Annotated in this window: 21 protein-coding genes and 1 tRNA gene; 8 read left to right on the top strand and 14 right to left on the bottom strand. The window is 66.6% G+C overall.

Going from position 1 to position 22,508, the window contains the following annotated elements; all coding sequences use genetic code 11:
• The first annotated feature begins 4 nt into the window (after positions 1 to 4).
• From HNO88_RS15985 to HNO88_RS15975, 3 genes are all read left to right on the top strand, one after another.
• Positions 5 to 1,384, top strand: a complete 1,380-nt coding sequence (locus HNO88_RS15985) for a dihydrolipoamide acetyltransferase family protein (protein WP_184247732.1) — start codon at positions 5 to 7, stop codon at positions 1,382 to 1,384.
• Between the two features lie 100 nt (positions 1,385 to 1,484).
• Positions 1,485 to 2,246, top strand: a complete 762-nt coding sequence (locus tag HNO88_RS15980) for a competence/damage-inducible protein A (protein WP_184247728.1) — start codon at positions 1,485 to 1,487, stop codon at positions 2,244 to 2,246.
• A 149-nt stretch (positions 2,247 to 2,395) separates the two neighbouring features.
• The gene (locus tag HNO88_RS15975) at positions 2,396 to 2,944 is read left to right on the top strand and encodes a chorismate--pyruvate lyase family protein (RefSeq protein WP_184247725.1); all 549 of its coding nucleotides are present in this window, start codon (positions 2,396 to 2,398) and stop codon (positions 2,942 to 2,944) included.
• Positions 2,945 to 3,382: 438 nt separating this feature from the next.
• On the opposite strand, the gene HNO88_RS15970 is transcribed toward HNO88_RS15975, so the two are convergent.
• The 5 genes from HNO88_RS15970 to rplK form a co-directional block, all read right to left on the bottom strand.
• On the bottom strand, positions 3,383 to 4,231 hold the full coding sequence (locus HNO88_RS15970; RefSeq protein WP_184247722.1) for a TauD/TfdA dioxygenase family protein: 849 nt from the start codon (positions 4,229 to 4,231) through the stop codon (positions 3,383 to 3,385).
• Positions 4,232 to 4,367: 136 nt separating this feature from the next.
• Positions 4,368 to 5,435 (bottom strand): L,D-transpeptidase family protein, encoded by a 1,068-nt coding sequence (locus HNO88_RS15965; protein ID WP_376768780.1) that lies wholly within the window; start codon positions 5,433 to 5,435, stop codon positions 4,368 to 4,370.
• A 117-nt stretch (positions 5,436 to 5,552) separates the two neighbouring features.
• Complete coding sequence (locus HNO88_RS15960) at positions 5,553 to 6,224, bottom strand: murein L,D-transpeptidase catalytic domain family protein (RefSeq protein WP_246381882.1); 672 nt, start codon at positions 6,222 to 6,224, stop codon at positions 5,553 to 5,555.
• Positions 6,225 to 6,439: 215 nt separating this feature from the next.
• On the bottom strand, positions 6,440 to 7,141 hold the full coding sequence (rplA, locus tag HNO88_RS15955; protein WP_184247719.1) for a 50S ribosomal protein L1: 702 nt from the start codon (positions 7,139 to 7,141) through the stop codon (positions 6,440 to 6,442).
• Positions 7,142 to 7,145: 4 nt separating this feature from the next.
• Positions 7,146 to 7,577 (bottom strand): 50S ribosomal protein L11, encoded by a 432-nt coding sequence (gene rplK, locus HNO88_RS15950; protein ID WP_184247716.1) that lies wholly within the window; start codon positions 7,575 to 7,577, stop codon positions 7,146 to 7,148.
• 278 nt (positions 7,578 to 7,855) lie between these two features.
• Between rplK and HNO88_RS15945 the strand changes: the two genes are divergently transcribed.
• On the top strand, positions 7,856 to 8,914 hold the full coding sequence (locus HNO88_RS15945; RefSeq protein ID WP_184247713.1) for an acyltransferase family protein: 1,059 nt from the start codon (positions 7,856 to 7,858) through the stop codon (positions 8,912 to 8,914).
• A gap of 1,079 nt (positions 8,915 to 9,993) precedes the next feature.
• Here the strand turns inward: HNO88_RS15945 and rimO are convergent.
• Positions 9,994 to 11,379, bottom strand: coding sequence for a 30S ribosomal protein S12 methylthiotransferase RimO (gene rimO / locus HNO88_RS15940; protein WP_184247710.1), 1,386 nt, complete (start codon positions 11,377 to 11,379; stop codon positions 9,994 to 9,996).
• A 70-nt stretch (positions 11,380 to 11,449) separates the two neighbouring features.
• Between rimO and HNO88_RS15935 the strand changes: the two genes are divergently transcribed.
• On the top strand, positions 11,450 to 11,842 hold the full coding sequence (locus tag HNO88_RS15935) for a DUF1761 domain-containing protein (protein ID WP_184247707.1): 393 nt from the start codon (positions 11,450 to 11,452) through the stop codon (positions 11,840 to 11,842).
• Positions 11,843 to 12,003: 161 nt separating this feature from the next.
• Here HNO88_RS15935 and HNO88_RS15930 read toward each other — a convergent pair whose 3' ends face one another.
• From HNO88_RS15930 to HNO88_RS15910, 5 genes are all read right to left on the bottom strand, one after another.
• Positions 12,004 to 13,056, bottom strand: a complete 1,053-nt coding sequence (locus tag HNO88_RS15930) for a potassium channel family protein (RefSeq protein ID WP_184247704.1) — start codon at positions 13,054 to 13,056, stop codon at positions 12,004 to 12,006.
• A 62-nt stretch (positions 13,057 to 13,118) separates the two neighbouring features.
• Entirely contained in the window at positions 13,119 to 14,228 is a 1,110-nt protein-coding gene (locus HNO88_RS15925; RefSeq protein WP_312857095.1) for a LysM peptidoglycan-binding domain-containing protein, read from the bottom strand.
• Positions 14,225 to 14,989 (bottom strand): 5'/3'-nucleotidase SurE, encoded by a 765-nt coding sequence (surE, locus tag HNO88_RS15920; protein WP_184247701.1) that lies wholly within the window; start codon positions 14,987 to 14,989, stop codon positions 14,225 to 14,227. The genes HNO88_RS15925 and surE overlap by 4 nt, the downstream gene beginning before the upstream one ends.
• 153 nt (positions 14,990 to 15,142) lie before the next feature.
• On the bottom strand, positions 15,143 to 16,420 hold the full coding sequence (gene serS, locus HNO88_RS15915) for a serine--tRNA ligase (RefSeq protein ID WP_184247700.1): 1,278 nt from the start codon (positions 16,418 to 16,420) through the stop codon (positions 15,143 to 15,145).
• An 86-nt stretch (positions 16,421 to 16,506) separates the two neighbouring features.
• Positions 16,507 to 16,581, bottom strand: a tRNA-Val gene (locus HNO88_RS15910).
• Positions 16,582 to 16,658: 77 nt separating this feature from the next.
• On the opposite strand from HNO88_RS15910, the gene HNO88_RS15905 reads away from it, so the two are divergent.
• A complete protein-coding gene (locus HNO88_RS15905) occupies positions 16,659 to 16,985 on the top strand; it encodes a DUF3297 family protein (protein WP_184247697.1) in 327 nt (108 codons plus the stop codon).
• 209 nt (positions 16,986 to 17,194) lie between these two features.
• On the opposite strand, the gene HNO88_RS15900 is transcribed toward HNO88_RS15905, so the two are convergent.
• Entirely contained in the window at positions 17,195 to 17,965 is a 771-nt protein-coding gene (locus HNO88_RS15900; protein ID WP_312857094.1) for a CHAP domain-containing protein, read from the bottom strand.
• Between the two features lie 311 nt (positions 17,966 to 18,276).
• Here HNO88_RS15900 and der point away from each other — a divergent pair, with 311 nt between their 5' ends.
• A complete protein-coding gene (gene der, locus HNO88_RS15895; protein ID WP_184247694.1) occupies positions 18,277 to 19,650 on the top strand; it encodes a ribosome biogenesis GTPase Der in 1,374 nt (457 codons plus the stop codon).
• Between the two features lie 214 nt (positions 19,651 to 19,864).
• Positions 19,865 to 20,419 carry a DUF4142 domain-containing protein gene (locus tag HNO88_RS15890; RefSeq protein ID WP_184247691.1) on the top strand — a complete coding sequence of 185 codons (555 nt, stop codon included), beginning with the start codon at positions 19,865 to 19,867 and terminating at the stop codon, positions 20,417 to 20,419.
• A gap of 65 nt (positions 20,420 to 20,484) precedes the next feature.
• Here the strand turns inward: HNO88_RS15890 and HNO88_RS15885 are convergent, their stop codons facing one another.
• A complete protein-coding gene (locus HNO88_RS15885) occupies positions 20,485 to 21,195 on the bottom strand; it encodes a DUF2490 domain-containing protein (protein ID WP_312857093.1) in 711 nt (236 codons plus the stop codon).
• A 79-nt stretch (positions 21,196 to 21,274) separates the two neighbouring features.
• On the bottom strand, positions 21,275 to 22,396 hold the full coding sequence (locus tag HNO88_RS15880) for an AI-2E family transporter (protein ID WP_184247688.1): 1,122 nt from the start codon (positions 22,394 to 22,396) through the stop codon (positions 21,275 to 21,277).
• Positions 22,397 to 22,508 lie beyond the last annotated feature (112 nt).

The raw sequence follows: 22,508 nt of genomic DNA, 5'->3' as shown, positions 1-22,508 counted from the left end.
TCCGATGGGCCGCTACACATTCCGCCTGCCCGACATCGGCGAGGGCATCGCCGAGGCCGAGATCGTCGCCTGGCACGTCAAGGTGGGCGACATGGTCGAGGAAGACGACCGCGTCGCCGATATGATGACCGACAAGGCGACGGTCGAAATGGAAAGCCCGGTTTCGGGCAAGGTGATCGAGGTCGCCGGCGCGGAGGGCGACGTGATCGCCATCGGATCGCCGCTGGTGGTGATCGAAACCGAGGGCGAGGACGAGGAGGGCGCAAGCGATCCTTCCGCCGCGACAGCGCCCGCACCCAAGGCGGAGGTGATCGCAGAGCGTATCGAGGCCGAGAACCCGGATGCGGGCGATGCCGACAGGGCGATCCAGGCCGATCCTGAGCCCTCTCCTCTGAAGGGGAGAGGGTTGGGAGAGGGGCCGGCACCGCGCCCCGCCGTGGAGAAAAAGCCCCTCTCCCCGACCCTCTCCCCTTCAGAGGAGAGGGAGGTGAGCCCGCGCACAAAGGTTGCGGCCAAGGTTCTCGCCAGCCCTGCCGTGCGCAAGCGGGCGCAGGACCTCGGCATCGATCTTGGCGAAGTGCGCCCCGCAGAGGATGGCCGCGTGCGCCATGCCGACCTCGACCAGTTCCTCGCCTACAACGCCGCAGGTGGGTTCCAGCCGGCCGGTCGCAAGGGGCGGGACGAGCAGGTCCGCGTCATCGGGCTGCGCCGCCGCATCGCCGAGAACATGGCCGCGTCCAAGCGCAACATCCCGCACTTCTCCTATGTGGAGGAGTACGATGTCACCATGCTGGAAGAGGCGAGGGCGCAGCTCAACGCCAGCCGCGGAGATCGCCCGAAGCTGACCATGCTGCCCTTCCTGATCACCGCGATCTGCCGCCTGATCCCCGAGTTCCCGATGCTCAACGCGCACTACGACGACGAGGCGGGCGTGGTGACGCGCTATGGCGCGGTGCACCTGGGGCTCGCCGCGCAGACGCCGGCGGGCCTGATGGTGCCGGTGATCCGCGACGCGCAGGATCGCAACCTGTGGCAGCTCGCCGCCGAGATCGGCCGCCTGGCGCAAGCCGCGCGCGACGGCAGCGCCAAGTCCGCCGAGCTGTCCGGCTCGACCATTACCGTCACTTCGCTGGGACCGATGGGCGGCGTCGCGACCACGCCGGTCATCAACCGTCCGGAGGTGGCGATCATCGGCCCCAACCGCATCGTCGAGCGGCCGATGTACGTGGCCGGGCCCGACGGGCACGAGCGGGTGGAGAAGCGCAAGCTGATGAACATCTCCATGAGCTGCGACCATCGCGTGGTCGACGGCTGGGACGCGGCGAGCTTCGCCCAGGCGTTGAAGAAGCTGATCGAGGCTCCGGCAGTGCTGCTGGCGGGCTGATGGCGATCCCGCCGCGGGCAAGCAAGACGACGATGGCAGCCCGCCAGATGTTGCGCGTGCGGGTGGCAGGCGAACGCCAATTGTCCTAGGCCTTGCTCCCATGGCCGAATCTTCCCGCATCTACACCGCAGCGCTGATCGTGATCGGCGATGAGATCCTCTCCGGACGCACGCATGACAAGAACATCGCGCAGATCGCCGGCTGGCTGGGCGTGCAGAACATCCGCCTCTCCGAAGTGCGGGTCGTGGCGGACGTGACCGGCGCGATCATAGAGGCGGTGAACACCTTGCGGGCGCGCAACGACTACGTCTTCACCACCGGCGGCATCGGGCCGACGCACGACGACATCACCGTCGATGCGATCGCCGAGGCGGTGGGCGTGCCCGTCATCGTCCATCCCGAAGCGCGCGCGATCCTGGAAGAGTACTACCAGACGCGCGGCGGCCTCAACGATGCACGCCTGCGCATGGCGCGCGTGCCCGAGGGCGCCGAGCTGATCCCCAATCGCTACACCGGCGCACCGGGCATCAAGTTCCAGAACCTGTTCATCATGGCGGGAGTGCCACAGATCACGGCCGGCATGCTGGAGGCGCTCACCGGCACGCTGGAGGGTGGCGCGCCTCTGCTGACCGAGACGATCGGTTCGTGGGTCGCGGAAAGCGAGGTCGCCGACCTGCTGCGCCAGACCGAGAAGGCGCATGCCGGCTGCCAGATCGGCAGCTATCCCTTCTGGCGGGAGGGCCGCACGGGCGCCAACTTCGTCGTCCGCTCGACCGAGGCCGATCAGCTCGCCGCCTGTACCCGGGCCCTGGCCGAGGGATTGGCTGCGATCGACAAGGCTGCCGTCGTCGGCGGCATCTAGCGCTCTGTTCACGGGCCCGGCTCAGGAACCCTTCGTTATCTCTCCTACCGCGGCTCGGCGGCGGTAGTCGGACGAAGGTCGAGCGGAAGCGGGGATCAAGCCCAAGTTGCTAGGGGTCATGAATAGCTGGACGAAAGGCGCTGCCGGGCATGCTCATGACTGCTACCGTCGGGGTTGCCACCGCCTTGGCCGCGAACCCGTCCACGGTTCCTCTTGCGACCTTCGAAGCGGTCCTGGCCCGTCACGACAGCGCGACCCGCGCGCTCGAGGAGTGGTGCGGGCGCCGCCGCATCGCCACGCCGGCGATCATCCGGGCGCAAAGTCTGGGCACGTCGACCGGCCGAGCTTCGGCGCAGGTGCGCAAGCGGCTCGGTGTCGATGCCAGGGATGCAGTGGCGATCCGCCACGTGCGCTTGTCCTGTGGCGACAAGGCGCTTTCGATCGCCTGGAACTGGTACGTTCCCGCACGCCTCACGCCTGAGATGCGCGATGCGCTGCGCACCACCGACACGCCGTTCGGCAAAGTGGTGGCAGCGCTCGCCTTCCGCCGGGTTCCTTTGCCGACGGTCCCGGGCCGGGCAGACACCTGTCCCGCCGGCACGATCTCAACCCACCGCGCACGGCTGCTGCTGCCCGACGGCAAGCCGCTGGCGTACGTCATCGAGTGCTACACCGCAGCAAACCTCGCGGCGAACTGAGCCGGCCCCCGCGCTTCCGCGGCAAGCCAGAACAGCGGATATCCGATCCGCCATTCCAAGCAAGAACCCTTGCTGTCCTCCCCGGTACGGGGAGGGGGACCACCGAAGGTGGTGGAGGGGAGTCTCGGCCTGACGAGAGGTTGCCGGCGAAGATATGGACTGGCGATCGGACGCCAAATCCCACCGCCATTCGCTGCCCAAGCAGTTCCCTCCGAAGCCCGGACGCTAAGCACCATCAGATCCTCCCCTGCAAGGGGAGGTGGCAGTCCGCAGGACTGACGGAGGGTGTCACCATCGGCGGAGTGCGCGACCATAGGGTTACACCCCGGCCACCACCGTCCGCGGCGTCGTCCGTCCATGCCCCCATCGCCAGCATCTCGCCGACAGGTTCATCACTGCCGAAACCGGTCCCGGGTCAAGCCCGGGACGACGTCATGATCAGGCTGCCACGGCCTCGGTGCCGGCGATCGACGTGCGGTGCATCATGCGGCCCGTCGACTTGTCGTAAGGGATCGCCCGGTGCATCGCGCCGGTGTTGTCCCAGATTACGAAGTCGCCCTTGGTCCACTTGTGGCGCAGCGAGAAGGCCGGCTGGGCCGCCCACTCTTGCAGTCGGATCAGCAGCGCGCGGCCGGCTGGTATATCCATGCCGACGATATGGTCTGCGGTGGTGCCGATCACCATCGACTTGCGACCCGAAGCATGGGTCCAGATCACCGGGTGCTCCTTGATCAGGCCGATGCCCAGAACCTTCTCGCGGTGCTTCTCGGGTATGGCGTCCGCGATCGGCGAGAGGCTGGCGCGAACCGAGTGGACCGCCTTCAGCCCCTCGAGCGCATCCTTCTCCTCGTCGGGCAGGCCTTCATAGGCCGCGTACGTGCTCGCGAACTCGGTTTCGCCACCTTTGTCGGGCGCGATCCGGCAGGACAGCAGCGTCGCGAACGGCGGCGGCATGTCGACCGTGATGCCATCCATGTGCCAGAAGAAGGTGCCCAGCACATATTCCGGTTGAGGGTTGATCTTTTCGTCCAGCGTGACCTGGTAGACGTCCTCGTCGTTGTCCTGCTTGTTGAACCGGCCGGTCAGGCGGACCTTGCCGCCCATGAGGTCGGTGATCTTGAGCTGCTCTTCGTCGGTCAGGTCGATCTGCGGGAAGACAAGGACAGTCCGCTCTTCCACCTTCTGGCGAATCGCGTCTGCCGCGTCGGGCGTGAACACGTCGGCGCGATCGTCCCACGACACACGCGAGCCGATGAATTGCTTTATATTTTCGAAGTGAATGGCCATCAGCCGCAGCTCCCGGAACTTGTGCTGTACAGGTGTACAGCACTGCGAGTACACCGGTTCGCGCATGTCGTAAATGGGGCGGCTACTCCGGCCGTTGCGGGAGGATCGCGCGGCCGCCACGCCGCGCGATGCCACCTCAGGCCTTGAACACGACCTTGGTGCCGGCCTTGACCATCTGCGCAAGCCGCGCCGCATCCCAGTTGGTCAGGCGTACGCAGCCATGGCTTTCGCTCTGCCCGATCGAGGCGGGCTCGCCGGTGCCGTGGATGCCGTAGTGCTCCTTCGACAGATCGAGCCAGACTACGCCGACCGGCCCGTTCGGACCGGGCTTGAGCAGCGCGTCCTTCTTGGAATCGCTCACGTCCCAGAACAGCTTGGGATTGTAATGGAAGTCCGGGTTCTTGCTGACACCCAGGATCTTCCAGTCCCCCAGCGGCAGAGGATCGTGCTTGCTGCCGGTCGTGACCGGGAACTGCACCAATAGCTTGCCCGAGGCGTCGTAGGCCCGCAGCGTCCCGGCGGACTTGGAGACCTCGACCCGGTCGGCCTGCGGTTGCTCGGGCGAGACGCCGAGCGTCAGCAGCGTCTGGTTCCAGCCGCGCTCATCCTTGCCCAGCTTCGTCACATCCGCGTCCGCCACATTGGGAACGCGGATCGCCGTGCCCGCTCCGATTTTCGCACCCGGACCGCCGTTCAGCGCGGCCAGCATCTCGGGCGTCGTATGGAAGCGTTCGGCCAGCGCTTCGCTGAGGTTGCGGTAGGACAGGTGGTCAAAGCCGGCCTGCTTTCCCGTTTCCTTCGGCAGGTCCGGCTTGAACGGTCCGCGCGCGAACTCCTCCGGAATGGTCACCATCCGTGTCGCGGGCAGTTGAGCCGCAGCGCCCAGCGCCTGCTTGGTCGCATCGTCCAGCTTGCCCGTCTCGGGCAGGTTGTTGGCGAGCTGGAAGCCCTTCAATGCCGCGGTGTCCAGCCGGGTCGCCTTGCCGTCGATCACGCCGGACGAGAAGCCGAGCCGATCCAGCGCCACTTCGATCGCCATGTTGGCCGGTGCCTGGAACGGCTGTCCAGCCTCAGGCGCGTCTGTGAATACGAAGCCTTTGTACTGGTCCGCGTTCTGGTTCGCCGCTGCGGGTGCGGCCGCCTGCTGGCCGTCTTTGCCATTGTCCCCGCCAGGAGCGACCTGGTTGCACGCAGACAGGCCGATCAACGCCGCACACGTCAGAAGTAAGTGATGTCTCAAGCGCCTGCTCCCGTGATTCCAGGTGCTTAACGCTCGGGGGTAAACCCCTGTTCCGAAGCGGGCTCTGCGGAGCGCGCGGGCTCAGGCCTTGGCCGAGTAGATCATCCGCCCGGGGCCGAGATGTTCGAACAGTGCCGCAAGTTCGGTCTCGCCGACGGCGAAGCAGCCCTGGCTGCGGCCCAGCTTGCCGTGCGCGGGGATCATGTCCGCGTTGGCGTACCAGGCGCCGTGCACCACGATCGCACGCTCCAACGCATTGTTGTTTGTCGGATCCAGCCCGAGCAGGCGCTGCGAGCGTCCGTGCTTGCCCACGTAGTAGTCCGCGGTCACGAAGGCGCCCTGGCTGGACGCGTTTGAATCGGGCACGTTCGAGAACTTGTGCAGATAGCCGGTGTGCCCGGGGTCCGATCCGGAGCCATGCGCCACGAGGAAATCCTTCGCCTTGCCCGAGGCGATATCAATGACCTTCATGCGCGGCTGCGCCGAGGGCACGGAAAAGTCCACGACGGCAATGCGGTCATGATGCGGCACCCGGCGTCCGTGCCCGTCAAGCGCCGCGAGCGCCTCGCGTACGATCTGTGGCTCGGGTGTCGGTGCCGCGGGAACCATTGCAGGGCGGGCCTGCGCCAATGAAGGCGCCTGAGGCGCAGCCGTCGGCTTGGCTGCCGGAGCCACCAAGTGCTTCGACGAGCCCGCGAGCGCGCTCACGGCAGCAGCCGCGCCGGACATCACCAGCCCACGTCGTCCGATCATAAGGGAGTGTAGCATTGCCTTGAATATAAGGCGTTTTCGCCTGCTCCGGGAGTCCCGGATTGCCGATGGGCCGCGCGGCAGCCGCTATTTGCGCCAGCATGCGGGATAGTAGCGACGAATTGCACTTTGAAACGCCAAGCTGCTGGAACCAAGACGAGAAAGGCCGGCGGGATCGCTCCCGCCGGCCTGCTCTTGTCAGCTAGGAAGCGCTGGCGTCAGGCGCCGGCGATTTCCGTCGTGTCGATCTTCAGGCCCGGGCCCATCGACGACGAGAGCGTGATCTTCTTCACGTACTTGCCCTTGGAACCCGACGGCTTGGCCTTGACGATGGCGTCGACGAAAGCGTCGAAGTTCGTCTTCAGGTCGGCGTCCGAGAACGAGAGCTTGCCGAGACCGGCATGGATGATGCCCTGCTTCTCGACGCGGAACTCGATCTGGCCGCCCTTGGCGTCCTTGACCGCCTGGGTAACGTTCGGCGTCACGGTGCCCAGCTTCGGGTTCGGCATCAGGCCCTTGGGACCCAACAGCTTACCCAGACGACCGACGACGCCCATCATGTCCGGGGTCGCGATCACGCGATCGTAGTCGAGGTTGCCGGCCTGCATGTCTTCCATCAGGTCTTCGGCGCCCACCTTGTCGGCACCCGCGGCAGCGGCCTCGGCAGCCTTGTCGCCCTTGGCGAACACGGCGACGCGCACGGTCTTGCCGGTGCCCGCGGGCAGCGAGACCATGCCACGGACCATCTGGTCGGCGTGGCGCGGATCGACGCCCAGGTTCAGCGCGACTTCGAGAGTCTGGTCGAACTTGGCGGTGCCCAGGTCACGCAGCAGGGTGATCGCGTCGGTGACGGGATAGAGCTGCTGGTTGTCGCCCAGCTTGGTGGCGAGGGCTTGCTGCTTCTTGGTCTGCTTGGCCATCGGATCAGCCCTCCACCACTTCAAGGCCCATCGAACGCGCGGAGCCTTCGATGATCTTGGTTGCCTGGTCGATGTCGTTCGCGTTGAGGTCGGCCATCTTGGTCTGGGCGATCTCGGCGAGCTGCGAGCGCTTGATGGTGCCGGCGGACGCCTTGCCCGGGGTCTTCGAGCCCGACTTCAGGCCGGCGGCCTTCTTGATCAGGAACGAGGCCGGCGGGGTCTTGGTGACGAAGGTGAAGCTGCGATCCGAGTAGACGGTGATGATCGTCGGGATCGGCATGCCCTTTTCGAGCTCCTGCGTCGACGCGTTGAACGCCTTGCAGAACTCCATGATGTTGACGCCGCGCTGACCCAGCGCCGGACCGATCGGCGGCGAGGGGTTTGCGGCACCGGCTGCAACCTGCAGCTTGATGTAACCGTTGATCTTCTTGGCCACGAGGGGCCTCCTTTCACACTGTCGCCGAGGCGCGGCCCCGGCTCATGTTAAGCGGTCAAACGGAAAGGCTGCCCCTTCCTCCCGCGCGAATCCACGGCGCCGAGGCACCGCGAAGCGCCGGCCCTTAGCGGCAGGATCGGCAAAACGCAATGCAAGAAGGCCCACGTCGCCCCGGGCTCGACCCGGGGCGACGATGCCTCCACCGTGGATCAAGTCGCTCGCTAGCCCTGTATTTACCCGTATTCCGCTGCCGCGCCGCCCTTAATACCATCCAACGTGTGACCACGAACACCAGCCGCATCACCTACATCGATGGCCTGCGCTTCATCGCTGCTGCCATGGTCGTGCTACAGCACTACTTCGAGCACCGCACCGGCGTGATGACGCAGGTGGTCCGAACCCTCCAGCCAGGTGTCGCCGGGGTCGCGCTGTTCTTCTTCGTCAGCGGCTTCATCATCCCCTTCTCGGTGACCCGCGGGTTCAATCCGATCGACTTCGCCATACGTCGGGTCAGCCGGATCTACCCCCTGTACTTGGTGTGCCTGGTGCCGTTTGCCTTCTATCAGGTCACTGGGCTGGGTCTCGCCGCTCGCCCCACGTTCGACGCCGTCCGCTGGATCGCCGCGCTGCTGCTGGTGTCCGAGTACGTGGGCGAGAAGCCGATCATCGGTGCCGCGTGGACGCTGCCGCTCGAGTTCCTGTGGTACGGCCTGTTCGCGGTCTTCATCACCACCTGCCGCACCGGTGTCGCCCGCCGGTTGGAGCGCGCGATCGTGGGCGTGACGCTGATCACGCTGGTGGTGACTCTGGCCACTGGCGTGCGCATCCCCGCCGGGCGGATCTTCATGCTCTATGCCGCAGTGATCGGCTACAAGGCGTTCCTGCTTACCGAAGGCGAAATGCGGCTGCGGCACTTCCTGGCAAGCGTGGCCTTGTTCGTGCTGCTGCTGGTGCCCTCGTTCTATCTCGCCTTCCAGTTGCACAGCCATGCCCGCGTCGGATTCGCGCAGGCGCTGTACCCATGGCTGTTCGGCCTCACGCTGTTCCTGCTGGTGGTGCTGATCCCACGGGCGCGCGCCAGCCCGCTACTGTGCAATCCCATCGCGGCGTACCTGGGGGCGATCAGCTACTCGGTCTATCTCGTGCACGGCCAGACTTACGACGCCATACGCAGCGTGGTGCCTTCCGCCTGGGCGGTGCCGCTCTCGATGACAGTGACACTCCTGCTGGCAAGCCTGACATACCGCCTGGTCGAGCGATCCGGCATCGACCTGGGCCGAGCCATGTCCGGCCGCATCAAGCACCGCGCGCCGACGCTGACGGTGTGCCATGCCTGACGCAACCGGCGTGGCATGTTGTCGGAAGATGGGGGCGGGGTCAACGATCCGGCTTGACATGGTGAACCATTTAGGTTATATGCCGCAGCGCTGAAGTCAAGTGAAAGCTCGGCTCCGGTACACGGCGGGTGCGGGTGAGCGAGGCCTCATTCGACCAACCCCGCACCATGCGGCCGGCGCCTAGAGACGGGCGCCTGCACCCCAGATGCGAAGCCTTATCCCGCCTGGAGGCTGCACTCCAGCCCGGAGCCGGCACAGTTCCCGCGAGCCTTGCCCGCCGGCGCTTCGCACGAACAAGGCCGAGTTGGCGGCACGCTTTCGTGTTCCCCCGCCAGCCGTTCGCAAACCGGAACCCGAGCCAAGCCTGTCGCGCCAGGCCGCGCCGGCCGCACGTCCGTCGTGAGTTTTTCCTTTTGGCGTAAGGTCCGCATTCGCCGGCGGAGGTCGAGTTGTGCCCACCCCTCCCTCTTCAGAGGTGGGCGAGTTGTCAGCTTCCTAGATCCTCCCCTGCAAGGGGAGGGGGACCGCTCACGCAGTGAGTGGTGGAGGGGTGTAACCCTCTCGGTCGCGCACTCCGCCAGCGGTGACACCCCTCCGTCACGCCTTTCAGGCGCGCCACCTCCCCTTGCAGGGGAGGATCAAGGCTGTCCTCCCCGATGCGGAGAGGGGGACCGCCAGCGAAGCTGGTGGTGGTGGGGACTCGCGTCCTGCCGCAAACCTTGGAGGAACCCGCCGGCAGCCTCACGCCTTGCGGAGACTCCCCTCCACCACGCTTCGCGCGGTCCCCCTCCCCGTACCGGGGAGGACAGATCCCTCCAACGTAGGTGGCAGTCTGCAAGCCGACCGAGGGCGCGACCCTCTCGCCCGCGCACTCTCCGAGCGGTGGCGCCCCTCACACCTCGCAAGCGCAACATCACCTTGCAGGAGAAGATCCAAGGCCAAAAAAAAAGGCCGGTCCGAAGACCAGCCCTTTGAAAGTTTGGGAGAGGATGCCTGAAAGGCACGCCCTTTATGCTGACGATTACGTCATGCTGCAAGTGCGAAAGAAAACGCCTGAGTTGCAGTTTTCGCAACAAGGCTCAGGTGGTAACTACTGCTCCATAGAGGTCGTGCGCGTCGGCATCCTCGATGAGCACCTCGACGATGTCGCCCGGTGCGGTGGAAGAATCGACCTGCCGCAAGTAGACCGCGCCGTCGATTTCCGGCGCGTCCGCCTGAGAGCGGCCGGTGGCGCCGATGTCGCCGTCCTCGTCGGGCTCCCCGACCTCGTCGATGATGACCGGCAGCACGCGGCCGACTTTCGCCGCGAGCTTGGCGGCGCTGATCGCCGCGGTCTTTTCCATGATGCGGGCGTAGCGCTCTTCCTTGACCTCTTCCGGAACGGCGTCGGGCAGGACGTTGGCGGTTGCACCTTCCACGGGTTCGAAGCGGAAGGCGCCGACGCGGTCTAGTTGCGCTTCGTCCAGCCAATCGAGCAGGTACTGGAAATCCGCCTCCGTTTCGCCGGGAAAGCCGACAACGAAGCTGGAGCGGATCGCGATGTCAGGACAGATTTCGCGCCACTTGCGCAGGCGGTCGAGCACCTTGGCTTCGTTGGCCGGGCGCTTCATCGCGCGCAACACGCTGGGCGAGGCGTGCTGGAACGGGATGTCGAGGTACGGCGTCAACAACCCCTCAGCCATGAGCGGGATCACCGCATCGACATGCGGATAGGGGTAGACGTAGTGCAGCCGCACCCAGGGGCGCTGGCCGTCCGGTGCGCGCAAGCCGCCGAGTTCGCGGGCAAGGTCGGTCATGTGCGCGCGCACCGGCGTGCCGTGGAAGTCGCGCGGCTCGTGGCCGATGTCGACACCATAGGCCGAGGTGTCCTGGCTGATCACCAGCAACTCGCGCGTGCCCGACGCGACCAGCTTCTCCGCCTCGCGCAGGATCGCGTCGATCCGGCGGCTGGCCAGCTTCCCGCGCAGTTGCGGAATGATGCAGAAGGCGCACGCGTGATTGCAGCCTTCCGAGATCTTCAGGTAGCTGTAGTGGCGCGGCGTCAGCTTGATCCCGCGCTCGTCCGCGGCGGCTTGCGGGATGAGGTCGAGATAGGGGCTGAGTTCGGGCGGCGCGGCCTGGTGCACCGCTTCGACCACCGCTTCGTACTGGTGCGCGCCGGTCACCGCTAGCACTTGCGGGAATCGGGTACGGATCACCTCCGCCTCGTTGCCCATGCATCCGGTGACGATGACGCGGCCGTTCTCGGCAATCGCCTCGCCGATGGCGGCCAGGCTTTCCTCCTTGGCCGAATCGAGGAAGCCGCAGGTATTGACCAGCACCACGTCGGCGCCCTGGTAGTCCGCGCTCATGGAGTAGCCGTCGGCGCGCAGGCGCGTGAGGATGCGCTCGCTATCGACAAGCGCCTTGGGGCAGCCGAGGCTGACCATGCCCACCTTGGGGGCTGAGGGAAGTTCTAATGCCATGGAACGCGGGCCCATATACCTCTTCGCCGATTCTCGCTACCGTAGAGAACAAACAGGGGAGGAGAGGCTGATGGGTCCGGTGAACTGGCTGGCGGTGGTGCTGGCGGCGGCTTTGGCGCTCGCGGTCGGGCTCGTGTGGAACGGACCGCTGTTCCGTACCGGACGACCGCTGCTGAGCGGGCGTGTGCAGGGCAGCGGCAAGTTCTGGCTGGCAGGCGTGATCTTCCTGCTGGCAGCGATCATGCTGGGTCACAACTTCGCACGGATCGGCGCGGCGGTTCTGGACGCCAGGCCCTGGCTCTACTTCATGCAGACGGGCGGCGTGGCGCTGTTCTTCGTCATTCCGGCGGTATGGCTGACGCATGCGCGCAACGGCACCGAGCCGATGCGGCGCGTGCTCGACTGCGGGTTCTGGCTGGCGGCGTATCTGGCGATGGGCGTGGTGTTCTGGTTGCTGGGGTGAGTTACATGTCTGGCTGTACCAGACACTTACACGTCGTCCCCGAGGAGGCGGGGACCCCGTTTTTTGTTGCTACTTCACCACCGAGGAAGAAAGTAGCGGGGCCCCCGCCTGCGCGGGGGCGACGGTGGAAATAGGCTAGCGATTTCGCAAGGAAGTTCGCCTCAACCCGACACCGGCTTGCTCTCCTCCTCGCACGTCGGCGCGATCTCGACGATCTGGTCGCCGGGTTCCAGCCGCTGTGCGCCCTCTTCCCAGAAGCCGATCGCCTTGCCGCCGCGGTAGATACGCAAGCCGCGTCCGCCGCTCGCCAGTTGTGACAGCGGCTTGCCGACTTCCTCCGCGCTCACCGGCCGCTCCACCAGCTGCACCCGCCCGCCAACCGAGGCGAGATCGGACAGGTATTCCGACACGTGCCGCCCCTGCGCGGAGCCGGCGAGGAGCAGTCCTGTGATTCGCACCGGATTGATGACGTTGTCGGCGCCGGCCTGCCGGGCGAGCAGTTCGTTGTCGTCGTTGCGCACCACGGCGGTGATCGGCACGCCCGGCGCCATGTGCCGCGCCGTGAGGATGATCAGGATCGAGGTGTCGTCGCGCCCCGCCGAAATCAGCACCGCGCGGGCCTGGTCGATGCGCACCGCGCGCAGCGTCTCGTCGCGGGTGGCGTCGCCTTCCAGCACGTTGCAGCCGACCTCCTCCGCTTGGCGCAGTTGAGCCTCGGCGGCGTCGATGACGACGATTTCGGACGGTGTCGTGCCGCGCGCGATCAGCTCCCCGACCGCCTCGGCGCCGCTGACGCCGTAGCCGAGCACGACGATGTGCCCGGCCAGATTCTCCTGAATGCGGCGCATGCGCCATTTCTCCCAGCTGCGCCTGATCACGAATTGATAGGCGGTGCCCACGAAGATGAAGATCACCGCGAAGCGTATCGGCGTGACGATCACCGCCTCGATCAGGCGAGACTTGTCGCTGACCGGTGCGATGTCTCCGAAGCCAGTCGTGGTGATCGAGATCATCGTGAAATAGACGACGTCGAGGAAGCTGACCGCGCCGTCGTGCGTGTCCTTCAGGCCTCCCCGGTCGAGCCAGTGGATCATCACCACGAAGAACACCAGCGCCAGCGCGGCGCCGAGGCGCAGGGCAAGGTCGGCCCAGACGGGCACCGCCAGCGCACGGCGCAGCGGGTTGGTCAGGCGCTGATGGCGGGGGCGTCTCATCGGCGCAGGCTGATCATTTTGCGCGGCCGCTGTACAGGGGGATCGTCAGATTAAGTGACGGATCACGGTGCCTTGGGCAGCTCCGGTTCGGGATCGACCGGCTTGCCGTCCTGCCGCACTTCGAAGTGCAGCTCCGTGCCGCGCGCCTTGCCGGAGTTGCCGATCAGGCCGACACGCTCTCCGGCCGCCACTTTCGCCCCCTTCTTCACGGTGATGCGGCTGAGGAAGCCGTAGGCCGTGTTCCATCCGTCGCCATGGTCGAGCACCACGAGGTTGCCGAACTGGTCCGCCTCCGGCCCGGCGAACAGCACCGTGCCCGCCGCCGCGGCACGCACGGCGGTTCCGGTCGGGGCGACGATGTCGAGCCCGTCGTGATGATCGGCCGCAGCGGTCGATTTCCAGCCGCGCCGCACTGTGCCCTCCAGAGGCCAGGCAAAGCGCGGCGCGCTGCGACCTGCCGGGGCCCTGGCCGCGGCCACCGCAGCGCTGGCGACGGCGTTGGCCGTCGCCGCCGTCTTCACCGCGACCTTGTCCGCCTGCGAGGGCAGCTGCGGGTCGAACACGGTCGGGATCAGCAGTTCCTTGCCGGGCACCACGGCGGCGTTCGCGTCGAGCCCATTGGCCACGGCGATCTGGCTCCACGGCACGGCATGGCGATAGGCGATATCGAACCCGGTATCGCCCGATTTCACCACATAATGCCGGGTGCGCGGGATCAGCAGCTTCTGGCCGGGACGCACATCGTAGGGCGGGGTCAAGCCATTGGCCTCGGCGATCAGCACGCGGGGCACCTTGGCGCGGTTGGCGATGCCGCCCAGCGTCTCGCCTTCCTTGACGAGGTGTACGCTCTCCTTGACCAGAGCGGGATTGTCCGGTGCCTTCGGCTTGGCGGCGAGCGCCGGCTTGGCCGCTGCAGCCGCCTTCGTCGGAGCTTTCGCCGCCGCCGTAACCGGGATCTTCAGCTTCTGCCCTGTGCGCAGCGCGAAGGGCGCCTTGAGGCCGTTCGCATCCGCCAGCGCCTTGGCCGTCACGCCCGCGCGATTGGCGATGCCGTTCAGCGTCTCGCCTTCGCCCACGACGTGCTCGGTCTCGGCGGCGAGCGCCGGCGAGGAGAGGGGTAGCGAGGAGAGGAGCAGCAATGCCGCCGCGATGAGGAAACGAAGCCCTCTCACTGGCTGTAGCGCCCGGCGAGCTTGGCCAGCGAGGCCTCGTGCGTCAGGTCGACGTGAAGCGGCGTGACCGACACGAAACCGTCCGAAATCGCCTCCAGGTCGGTGTCGTGTCCCGACGTGTGCTCGATCCCGTGCAGGCCGAACCAGAAATATGGAAAGCCGCGCGGATCGACGCTTTCGACCAGCGAGCCGCGTGCATAATCGTGAAAACCTTGACGAACCACCCGTATCCCCCTGACGTCTGCTGCCGCCACCGGAGGAAAGTTTACATTAACCAAGGTCCTGCTGGCAAATGGCTCGTTAAGTAAAGGTCCTATGACTTTCGCGCCCCACGCCTCGGCCGCGGCGAACGACACGTCCTCGCCGATATCCTCGCGGGTATAGACCTGGCTGAGCGCGATTGAGCGGATGCCGGCGAGCGCACCCTCCAGCGCTGCCGACACGGTGCCGGAATAGGTCACGTCGTCGCCAAGGTTGGCACCGCGGTTGACGCCCGAGAGGATCAGGTCGGGCGGGCCGGGCAGCACTTTCTTGAGGCCCATCGTCACCGCGTCGGTCGGCGTGCCGGTGACGGAGAAGCGCTTGAGCGCATGCTCGCGCAGGCGCACCGGACGATTCAGCGTGAGCGAATGGCCGGCGCCGGACTGCTCCTCCGACGGCGCGCAGATCCAGATGTCGTCGGACAGCTGCGCGGCGATCTTCTCCAGCACGTAGAGGCCGGGGGCGTTGATGCCGTCGTCGTTGGTGAGCAGGATGCGCATGGAATGATCCTAGAGAGAACGTGGCCGAGATAGAACTTCGTCATTCCCGCGAAAGCGGGAATCCATCTCCAGGTGGTTCCTTTTAGGCAGCCTCGGGAGATGGATCCCCGCTTTCGCGGGGATGACGAGGGGAGGTTTCAACAGGTCGGATGATCAAGCCGGCACCAGCCGCTCGATCCCGCCCATGCGGGCCTTGAGCACTTCGGGCACCCGCACCGACCCGTCCTCGTCCTGATAGTTCTCCAGCACCGCCACCAGCGTACGTCCGACCGCGAGGCCCGAGCCGTTCAGCGTGTGGACGAACTCGGTCTTCTTCGAACCCTCGGGCTTGAAGCGTGTGTTCATGCGCCGGGCCTGCCAGTCGCCGCAGTTCGAGACCGAGCTGATCTCGCGATAGGCGGCTTGCCCGGGCAGCCAGACTTCAAGGTCGAACGTCTTGCGCGCGCTGGCGCCCATGTCGCCGGCGCTCAGCAGCATCTTGCGGTAAGGCAGCTCCAGCGCCTTCAGGATCGATTCGGCGGCAGCGACCATGCGCTCGTGCTCGGCGGCGCTCTCCTCCGGCTTGCAGACGGTGACGAGCTCGACCTTTTCGAACTGGTGCTGGCGGATGAACCCGCGCGTGTCGCGACCCGCCGCGCCCGCCTCGGAGCGGAAGCAGGGGGTGAGCGCGGTCATGCGCAAGGGCAGCGTATCGGCGCCCATGATCTGCTCGCGCACCGAGTTGGTCAGCGAGACCTCGGACGTCGGGATCAGCCAGCGTCCATCGGTGGTACGGAACAGGTCTTCTGCGAACTTGGGCAGTTGGCCGGTGCCGAATGCCGCATCGTCCTTCACCAGCAGCGGCGGCGCGCATTCGGTGTAGCCGTGCGTGTCGACCTGGGTGTCGAGCATGAACTGCGCGAGAGCCCGGTGAAGCCGTGCGACCTGTCCGCGCAGGAAGGTGAAGCGCGCGCCGGAGATCGCGGCGCCGGTCTCGAAGTCGAGGCCGAGCGCGGGGCCGATGTCGGCGTGCTCCTTGGCCGTAAACGCGAACTCGCGCGGGGTGCCCCAGCGGGCGACCTCGACGTTGTCCGATTCATCCGCGCCTTCGGGCACGTCGGCGGCGGGCAGGTTGGGCAGGCGGGCGAGCTCGGCCCGGATCGCCTCGTCGTGCTGTCGCTCGTCGGCTTCCAGCGCGGGCAGCAGGTCCTTGATCTGCGCGACCTCGGCCTTGAGCGCCTCGGCCGTATCCTTGTCGCCCTTGCCCATTGCCGTGCCGATCGACTTGGACGCTTCGTTGCGGCGGTTCTGCGCTTCCTGCAGTCGCGTGGCGACGCCGCGGCGGTATTCGTCGAGCGCGAGGATGCGTGCCGAAACAGCCTCGACCCCGCGGCGGGCGAGGGCGGCGTCGAAGGCGGCGGGATCGTCGCGGATGAGGCGGATATCGTGCATGGCCGCGCGCCTACCCGCTAGGGCGGCCCCTTTCAACGCGGATGTGACGTTCAACGCGAGATGTGAGGAGGTTCCAGGCTGCAGCCTGGTGGGCGCGACAGGGATTGAACCTGTGACCCCACCCGTGTGAAGGGTGTGCTCTACCGCTGAGCTACGCGCCCGCTACCATGCGGAAGGCGCGCCCCTAGCCGAGGCGGCTTGCGTTGACAAGCGGGCAATCGACTCTAAACGAGCGGCCATGAGCGAAGACACCCCCGAAGACCTCGCCCCCGAAACCAACGCTGCCGAAACCGCGGCTGCCGGTCCGGACGTGCCGCCCGATCGGCTGGCGATCAACCCGCGCAGCCCGCATTTCGATGCCGACAAGCTGCAGCGTGGCATCGGCATCCGCTTCAAGGGCGCGGTGCGCACCAATGTCGAGGAGTACTCGATCTCGGAAGGCTGGATCCGGGTGCAGGCGGGCAAGACCAAGGACCGTCATGGCCAGCCGCTGACGCTCAAGCTGAGCGGTCCGGTGGAAGCATGGTACGAGGATCTGGGCGAGGACGCGCCGGTCGCGAAGTAGGCGACAGGGGGGCTCCATCCCCCTTTTCCCCTCGTCCCTTCCTTCGTCATTCCCGCGCAGGCGGGAATCCATCTCCGGAGGTTTACGGTTAGCTGACGGTGGAGGCGGGCCGGATCCGTGCAGCACGCGCGGTGCGCCACACTGCCGTGATGTCACACGAGGACACGGGAGCTGGATTCCCGCCTGCGCGGGAGTGACGAGGGGTGTGGTCAGCGCGCGCTGGCGATGATCGCGCCGATGGGGTCCTTGCGGCCGCTCGTCTTGGCCAGGCGAACGGACGCCGCGCGCACCGAGGACACCCGCACTGGCGACTGCCTAGCCTTTGTCGCCCCCGCGGGCATGCTGCGAGGCGAGGCCGCCGCGACGAACAGCGGATCGACGCCGAAGCGGACCCTGGTCTTGCCGGGCACGTACTTCACCAGGGTCGACGTCTTCACCAGCTTCGCCGGCGCGAGGACCTTGGCAGGCGGCGCAGCCGGCCTGCTGTTGTAGATGAATCCCGACACCGGCCAGTGCCCGCCGCCCAGGTTCTGGATCGGGGCGTACCACACCCGCACCTCGCTCCAGTCGTTGGCGGGCGACACGTCCACGGCGGTGACGCTGCGCTCGATCTTGCCGGGAGCGGACCAGTTGGCATGGTCGATCAGGATCGTGCGCGCGTTCACCACCCGGCGCACCGTCGCGACATGGCCCAACTGCGAGCCACCGTGCGGCTCGATTGCCATCACCGCGCCGGGACGGGGCGCGCGGCCACGGGCGTACTTGCCTTCGGCCTGATTCCACCAGGTATGCGCGTCGCCGTAGAGGCGGATGCCGGACGTATCGCGTGCGAACGGCACGCACTGCAGCACGCCCGGCATGGCGGCGATCGGACCGCCACCGCCCGCCGGCTCATAGAGCGGAATGGCGGACTTGGCGTGGACCTGCGGCGCGCCTGCGACCAGCATGCCGACGATGCATGTGAGATTTCTGCCCCTCATGCGCCCTTAATCGCACCGGCTGGTTAGGGCTACTCTGACAGGCATGGTATCCAGCAAGGGTAAACGCCGCGGCAAGATATTGCCGTGCAATGGCAGTTTCGTGCCGGCTTGATGGTCACAGACCGCCATCTTGCCCCCATTAACCCTGCTGATCCGCAGCCATCTTTGCCGCATAGAATCGGCTGCACTGCATTGGTGGCCGCGATCCAGCGGCAAACGATCCGTTTCGGGCGAGGTTCGCGCGCCCGCCATGACGCAGCCGGAGCGCGGGACTTGCCAAGACCGGCACAAACCGCCACGTCCCGCCGATCATGCCAGCACCCCAGGTGATCATCATCGGCCGACCCAATGTCGGCAAGTCCACGCTGTTCAACCGACTGGTCGGCAAGAAGCTCGCGCTTGTCGACGACCAGCCCGGCGTCACGCGCGACCGGCGGTTCGGCGATGCCGAATTGCTGGGCCTCAAGTTCCAGATCGTCGACACCGCGGGCTGGGAGGACGAGGACGCCGAAAGCCTGCCGGGCCGCATGCGCCAGCAGACCGAGGCTGCGCTGGAAACCGCCGAGGTCGCGCTGTTCGTGATGGACGCGCGCGCCGGGCTCACGCCGCTGGACGAAGAGATCGCCCGCTGGCTGCGCGGCACCAAAGTGCCCATCATCCTGCTTGCCAACAAGGCCGAAGGGCGCGCCGGCGAGAGCGGCTTGCTGGAGGCGTATTCGCTCGGCATGGGCGATCCCGTCGCGATCTCCGCCGAGCATGGCGAAGGCATGGGCGACTTGTTCGAAGCGCTGGTGCCGCACCTTGAGCCGTTGCAGGTCGAGGAGGAGGACGAGGAGTTCGACGAGGAGGCGCTGCTGCGCGGTCCCCTCAAGCTCGCCATCGTCGGTCGTCCGAATGCGGGCAAGTCGACGCTGATCAACAAGCTGCTCGGCCAGGATCGCCTGCTCACCGGGCCGGAAGCGGGCATCACCCGCGACTCGATCGCGATCGATTGGGAATGGACGCAACAGAACGGCGAGGTGCGCCCTGTCCGCCTGATCGACACCGCCGGCATGCGCAAGAAGGCCAACGTGGTCGAGAAGCTGGAAAAGCTTTCGGTCGCCGATGCGCGCCATGCGGTCGACTTCGCCGAGGTCGTCGTGCTGCTGCTCGACGCCACGCGCGGGCTGGAGCACCAGGACCTCAAGATCGCGTCCATGGTGCTGGAGGAAGGCCGTGCGCTGATGATCGCGATCAACAAGTGGGACGTGGCCGAGGGCGCGTCCAGCTTGTTCCAGGGCATCCGCGGCGCGCTTGACGAAGGGCTGGCGCAAGTGCGCGGCGTGCCGCTGCTGGCCGTGTCCGCGCGCACCGGCAAGGGCCTGGACGAAATGATCAAGGCCGCGTTCGAAATTCGCGAGGCATGGAGCCGCCGCGTGCCCACCGCCGCGCTCAACCGCTGGTTCGACGATGCGCTGAACGCCAATCCCCCGCCGGCGCCGGGCGGCAAGCGGATCAAGCTGCGCTACATCACGCAGGCCAAGACCCGGCCACCCGGCTTCGTGCTGTTCGGCACCCGGCTCGATTCGCTGCCCGAAAGCTACAAGCGCTATCTGATCAACGGCATACGGCGTGAATTGGGCTTCGACGCGGTGCCGATCCGACTGACGCTGCGCAGCCCCAAGAACCCGTTCGCCAAAGGCTGACGGCGGGGCGGAGTGCTATGCGGAGGCCCCTCTGCGGACCTTGATGCAAGTTGCACGTCTTACGTCAGGCTCGGGTACCTTCGGAGAGGCGCAGAGGCGCTACTTTCGTTTCGCCAGTACCATCGCAGGGTGCTCAAGTCATAGCATCGTCAAGCTGGAACCTTTCGATTGCCACGGCCGTTCTGCGCCAGTTGCTGTCAAAGGAAGAAACTTGATGTTTCGCAAAGCTATTCTTGCAAGTGCACTTGCCCTCTCGATCGCCTCGCCCTCGTTTGCCCAGGGTACTCTCACAGCGTCCGACGCCGGCGTCTCGCCGCTGACGGGCACCTCGGCGACGGACTACGTGAAGATCGCCGCGGATTCGGACATGTACGAGGTCCAGTCGAGCAAGCTCGCGCTCACCCGCAGCAAGCGCGACGACGTGAAGAGCTTCGCGCGTGAGATGATCGCCGATCACACGCAGACCACCAAGGCGCTGATGGCCGCGCTGAAGAACGACGACCGCACGATCGCGCGCCCGTCCACCAAGCTGTCATCCGAGAACGCCGCCAAGATCGCGCTGCTGAAGAAGGCGCCCAAGGCCAGCTTCGACGACCTCTACCTGCAGCAGCAGGCCGCCGCGCACCAGGCCGCCTGGGCGCTGCACAAGGGTTACGCGACCGACGGCACCGACGTTGCGCTCAAGCAGGTCGCCGCCACCGCCGTGCCCGTGGTAGAGCGCCACCTCACTCACGCCAAGCAGATGGTCCCGGCCGGCCTGGCCCAGTAATCTTCGCGGAAAAACGCTGAGAAGGGGAGGGGGCCGCAAGACTTCCTCCCCTTCTTGCATCCGGGTCAGTCGCCTTGGTGGAGGTCGGCTCGTTTGCTCTTGGCGGCCAGGTTGATGGTCAGCTGAAGGCTCAGTGCGTGGTCCATCTGTGCCCGCGCGCCGCCGCGGGCCAGGCGATACTGGTTGAGGTAGGAGATGTCGGCATTCGCCTTGGCGGACAGAGGCACGGCGAAGCCCAGTTGGTTTCGCATCCGCTCGTAACCGCGGCGCTGGCCCCAGCGCGTGGTGTTCGGAATGATGAAGCTTTCGTGGCTGACGAACAGGACCAGGCCCTTGTCGTTCAGCGGATGGTTGTAACGCACCAGCGGTCGCAGACGGAAGCCGATCTCGTCGCCGCCGGGATGAAAGCGCTCGTCCAGGCGCAAGCGGGTCGAAAAGCGGCCGAAAGTGCCGATCACCTGCTGGCGAAAGCGGTCTTCGTCTCGATTGGTGTTGCCGTTGTGGAAGGCGACATGGCGATAGCCGAAGCCGAACTCCAGCGACTTGGAAATCTTCTGGCCGAACAAGGCCCCGAACTCGGTGGTGTAGAGCCCGTCAGGCCGGTCGCCGAAGCGGGCGATCTGCTCCAGCGTGACGCGGGTGCCGCTGTCCAGCGGCACATGCACGTTGGTCTGCAGCCAGAGCTGCTCGTCTTCCTGCGCGGCCAAAGCCGGCAGCGAAACCATCGCCGGCAGCGCGGCAAGGCAGGAAAGGGCGGGGCGCGTGAGCTTGGGCACGGGGCGCTCCTAGGCAATCACGGTTGCTTGCACCAGCATCTTGTCAAAATGCCGTCACACTTTGGACGCGCGCCAGCAATCAGGCGTGCCGACCGGGAGTGTCCTCGTCGGGCACCGTGGTCGCGAGTTCCGCCATCGCCGGCGCGCGTTGCTCGATCGCCATGTTCCAAACGGCGATGAACAAGGCGGCGATGACGGGGCCGACGATGAAGCCGCTCAGCCCGAACAGCTCCAGACCCGAGAGCGTGGCGATCAGCACCACGAAGTCGGGCATGCGCGTGTCGCGCCCCACCAGGATCGGGCGCAGCAGGTTGTCTACCAGGCCGATGACGAAGACGCCGCAGAAGATCATGATCGCGCCCTTGATCCACGCGCCGCTCACCAGGAGGTAGATGGCGACGGGCACCCAGACGATGCCGGTGCCCACGGCGGGCAGGAGCGAGAGGAAGCCCATCATCGTGCCCCACAGCAGCGCGCCCTCGATCCCCAGCGACCAGAAGATCACGCCCCCGAGCAAGCCCTGCACCAGCGCGACCACGACCGTGCCCTTCATGGTGGCACGCACCACCACGACGAAGTGGTCGATCAGCCGGTCGCGCGTGGCGGTCCGCAGCGGCAGGGCGGTGCGGATGAGATCGCCATAGCGCCGCCCATCGCGAAGCAGGAAAAAGGTGAGGTAGAGCATGACGCCCATGGCGGCGAGGAAGCTCAGCGCGCTCTGCCCGACCAGCAGCGCGCGCGAGGCGATGTCCTGCAAGCCGTTCGCCACGCCCGACCCGAGCATGCGGCGCAGCGAGTCGAAGTCCGACCAGCCCTGGCGATCGACGAAGCGGCGCACGGTCGTCGGCAGGGCGTCGCGCAGGTGGTTCAGCATGTTCGGGATGTCGAGCTGACCGCTGCGGATTCGCTCGTAGAGGGTCGCTGCTTCCTGCACGAGGCTGGAGCCGAGCAGCAGGGCGGGCATGACGATCAGCGCCAGGATCAGCAGGAGCACCAACGCGGCAGCGAGGCTCTTGCGGCCATTGAGGCGCTCGGCCAGTCGCTGCGTCGCGGGCTCGAACAGGATCGCCGCGACCAACCCCCACAGGATCGCGCCGAAGTAGGACGAGATCAGCCAGGCGAACAGCAGGGTGACCACCAGGACCACCCCCATGAAGGTGCCGTCCTCGAAGCGGAAGCTGCGGTGTTCGCCGTCGGTCATGCGGCAGACCTTAGGAGCAGGCGCCGGACTAGGGAAGCGGCGAAGCGTTGGGATCGGGAGGGCCGGCGTGTGCCGCAGGCGGCAAGCTCAGGACCCGCGATCGCGGCACTGG

The sequence above is a fragment of the Novosphingobium chloroacetimidivorans genome, assembly GCF_014204535.1.
Classification (GTDB): domain Bacteria; phylum Pseudomonadota; class Alphaproteobacteria; order Sphingomonadales; family Sphingomonadaceae; genus Novosphingobium; species Novosphingobium chloroacetimidivorans.
Note: the sequence above shows the minus strand (reverse complement) of the source record. Positions and strands in the feature narration are given on the sequence as shown.

What these genes read in the sequence shown, in the direction of transcription:
- HNO88_RS15880 (WP_184247688.1), bottom strand. Translation starts at nt 22,396, where the DNA reads ATGACCGACGGCGAACACCGCAGCTTCCGCTTCGAGGACGGCACCTTC.
- HNO88_RS15970 (WP_184247722.1), bottom strand. Translation starts at nt 4,231, where the DNA reads ATGGCCATTCACTTCGAAAATATAAAGCAATTCATCGGCTCGCGTGTG.
- HNO88_RS15985 (WP_184247732.1), top strand. Translation starts at nt 5, where the DNA reads ATGGGCCGCTACACATTCCGCCTGCCCGACATCGGCGAGGGCATCGCC.
- serS (WP_184247700.1), bottom strand. Translation starts at nt 16,420, where the DNA reads ATGCACGATATCCGCCTCATCCGCGACGATCCCGCCGCCTTCGACGCC.
- HNO88_RS15905 (WP_184247697.1), top strand. Translation starts at nt 16,659, where the DNA reads ATGAGCGAAGACACCCCCGAAGACCTCGCCCCCGAAACCAACGCTGCC.
- HNO88_RS15930 (WP_184247704.1), bottom strand. Translation starts at nt 13,056, where the DNA reads ATGAGACGCCCCCGCCATCAGCGCCTGACCAACCCGCTGCGCCGTGCG.
- HNO88_RS15900 (WP_312857094.1), bottom strand. Translation starts at nt 17,965, where the DNA reads ATGAGGGGCAGAAATCTCACATGCATCGTCGGCATGCTGGTCGCAGGC.
- surE (WP_184247701.1), bottom strand. Translation starts at nt 14,989, where the DNA reads ATGCGCATCCTGCTCACCAACGACGACGGCATCAACGCCCCCGGCCTC.
- HNO88_RS15975 (WP_184247725.1), top strand. Translation starts at nt 2,396, where the DNA reads ATGCTCATGACTGCTACCGTCGGGGTTGCCACCGCCTTGGCCGCGAAC.
- rimO (WP_184247710.1), bottom strand. Translation starts at nt 11,379, where the DNA reads ATGGCATTAGAACTTCCCTCAGCCCCCAAGGTGGGCATGGTCAGCCTC.
- HNO88_RS15935 (WP_184247707.1), top strand. Translation starts at nt 11,450, where the DNA reads ATGGGTCCGGTGAACTGGCTGGCGGTGGTGCTGGCGGCGGCTTTGGCG.
- HNO88_RS15960 (WP_246381882.1), bottom strand. Translation starts at nt 6,224, where the DNA reads ATGATCGGACGACGTGGGCTGGTGATGTCCGGCGCGGCTGCTGCCGTG.
- der (WP_184247694.1), top strand. Translation starts at nt 18,277, where the DNA reads ATGCCAGCACCCCAGGTGATCATCATCGGCCGACCCAATGTCGGCAAG.
- rplA (WP_184247719.1), bottom strand. Translation starts at nt 7,141, where the DNA reads ATGGCCAAGCAGACCAAGAAGCAGCAAGCCCTCGCCACCAAGCTGGGC.
- HNO88_RS15980 (WP_184247728.1), top strand. Translation starts at nt 1,485, where the DNA reads ATGGCCGAATCTTCCCGCATCTACACCGCAGCGCTGATCGTGATCGGC.
- HNO88_RS15890 (WP_184247691.1), top strand. Translation starts at nt 19,865, where the DNA reads ATGTTTCGCAAAGCTATTCTTGCAAGTGCACTTGCCCTCTCGATCGCC.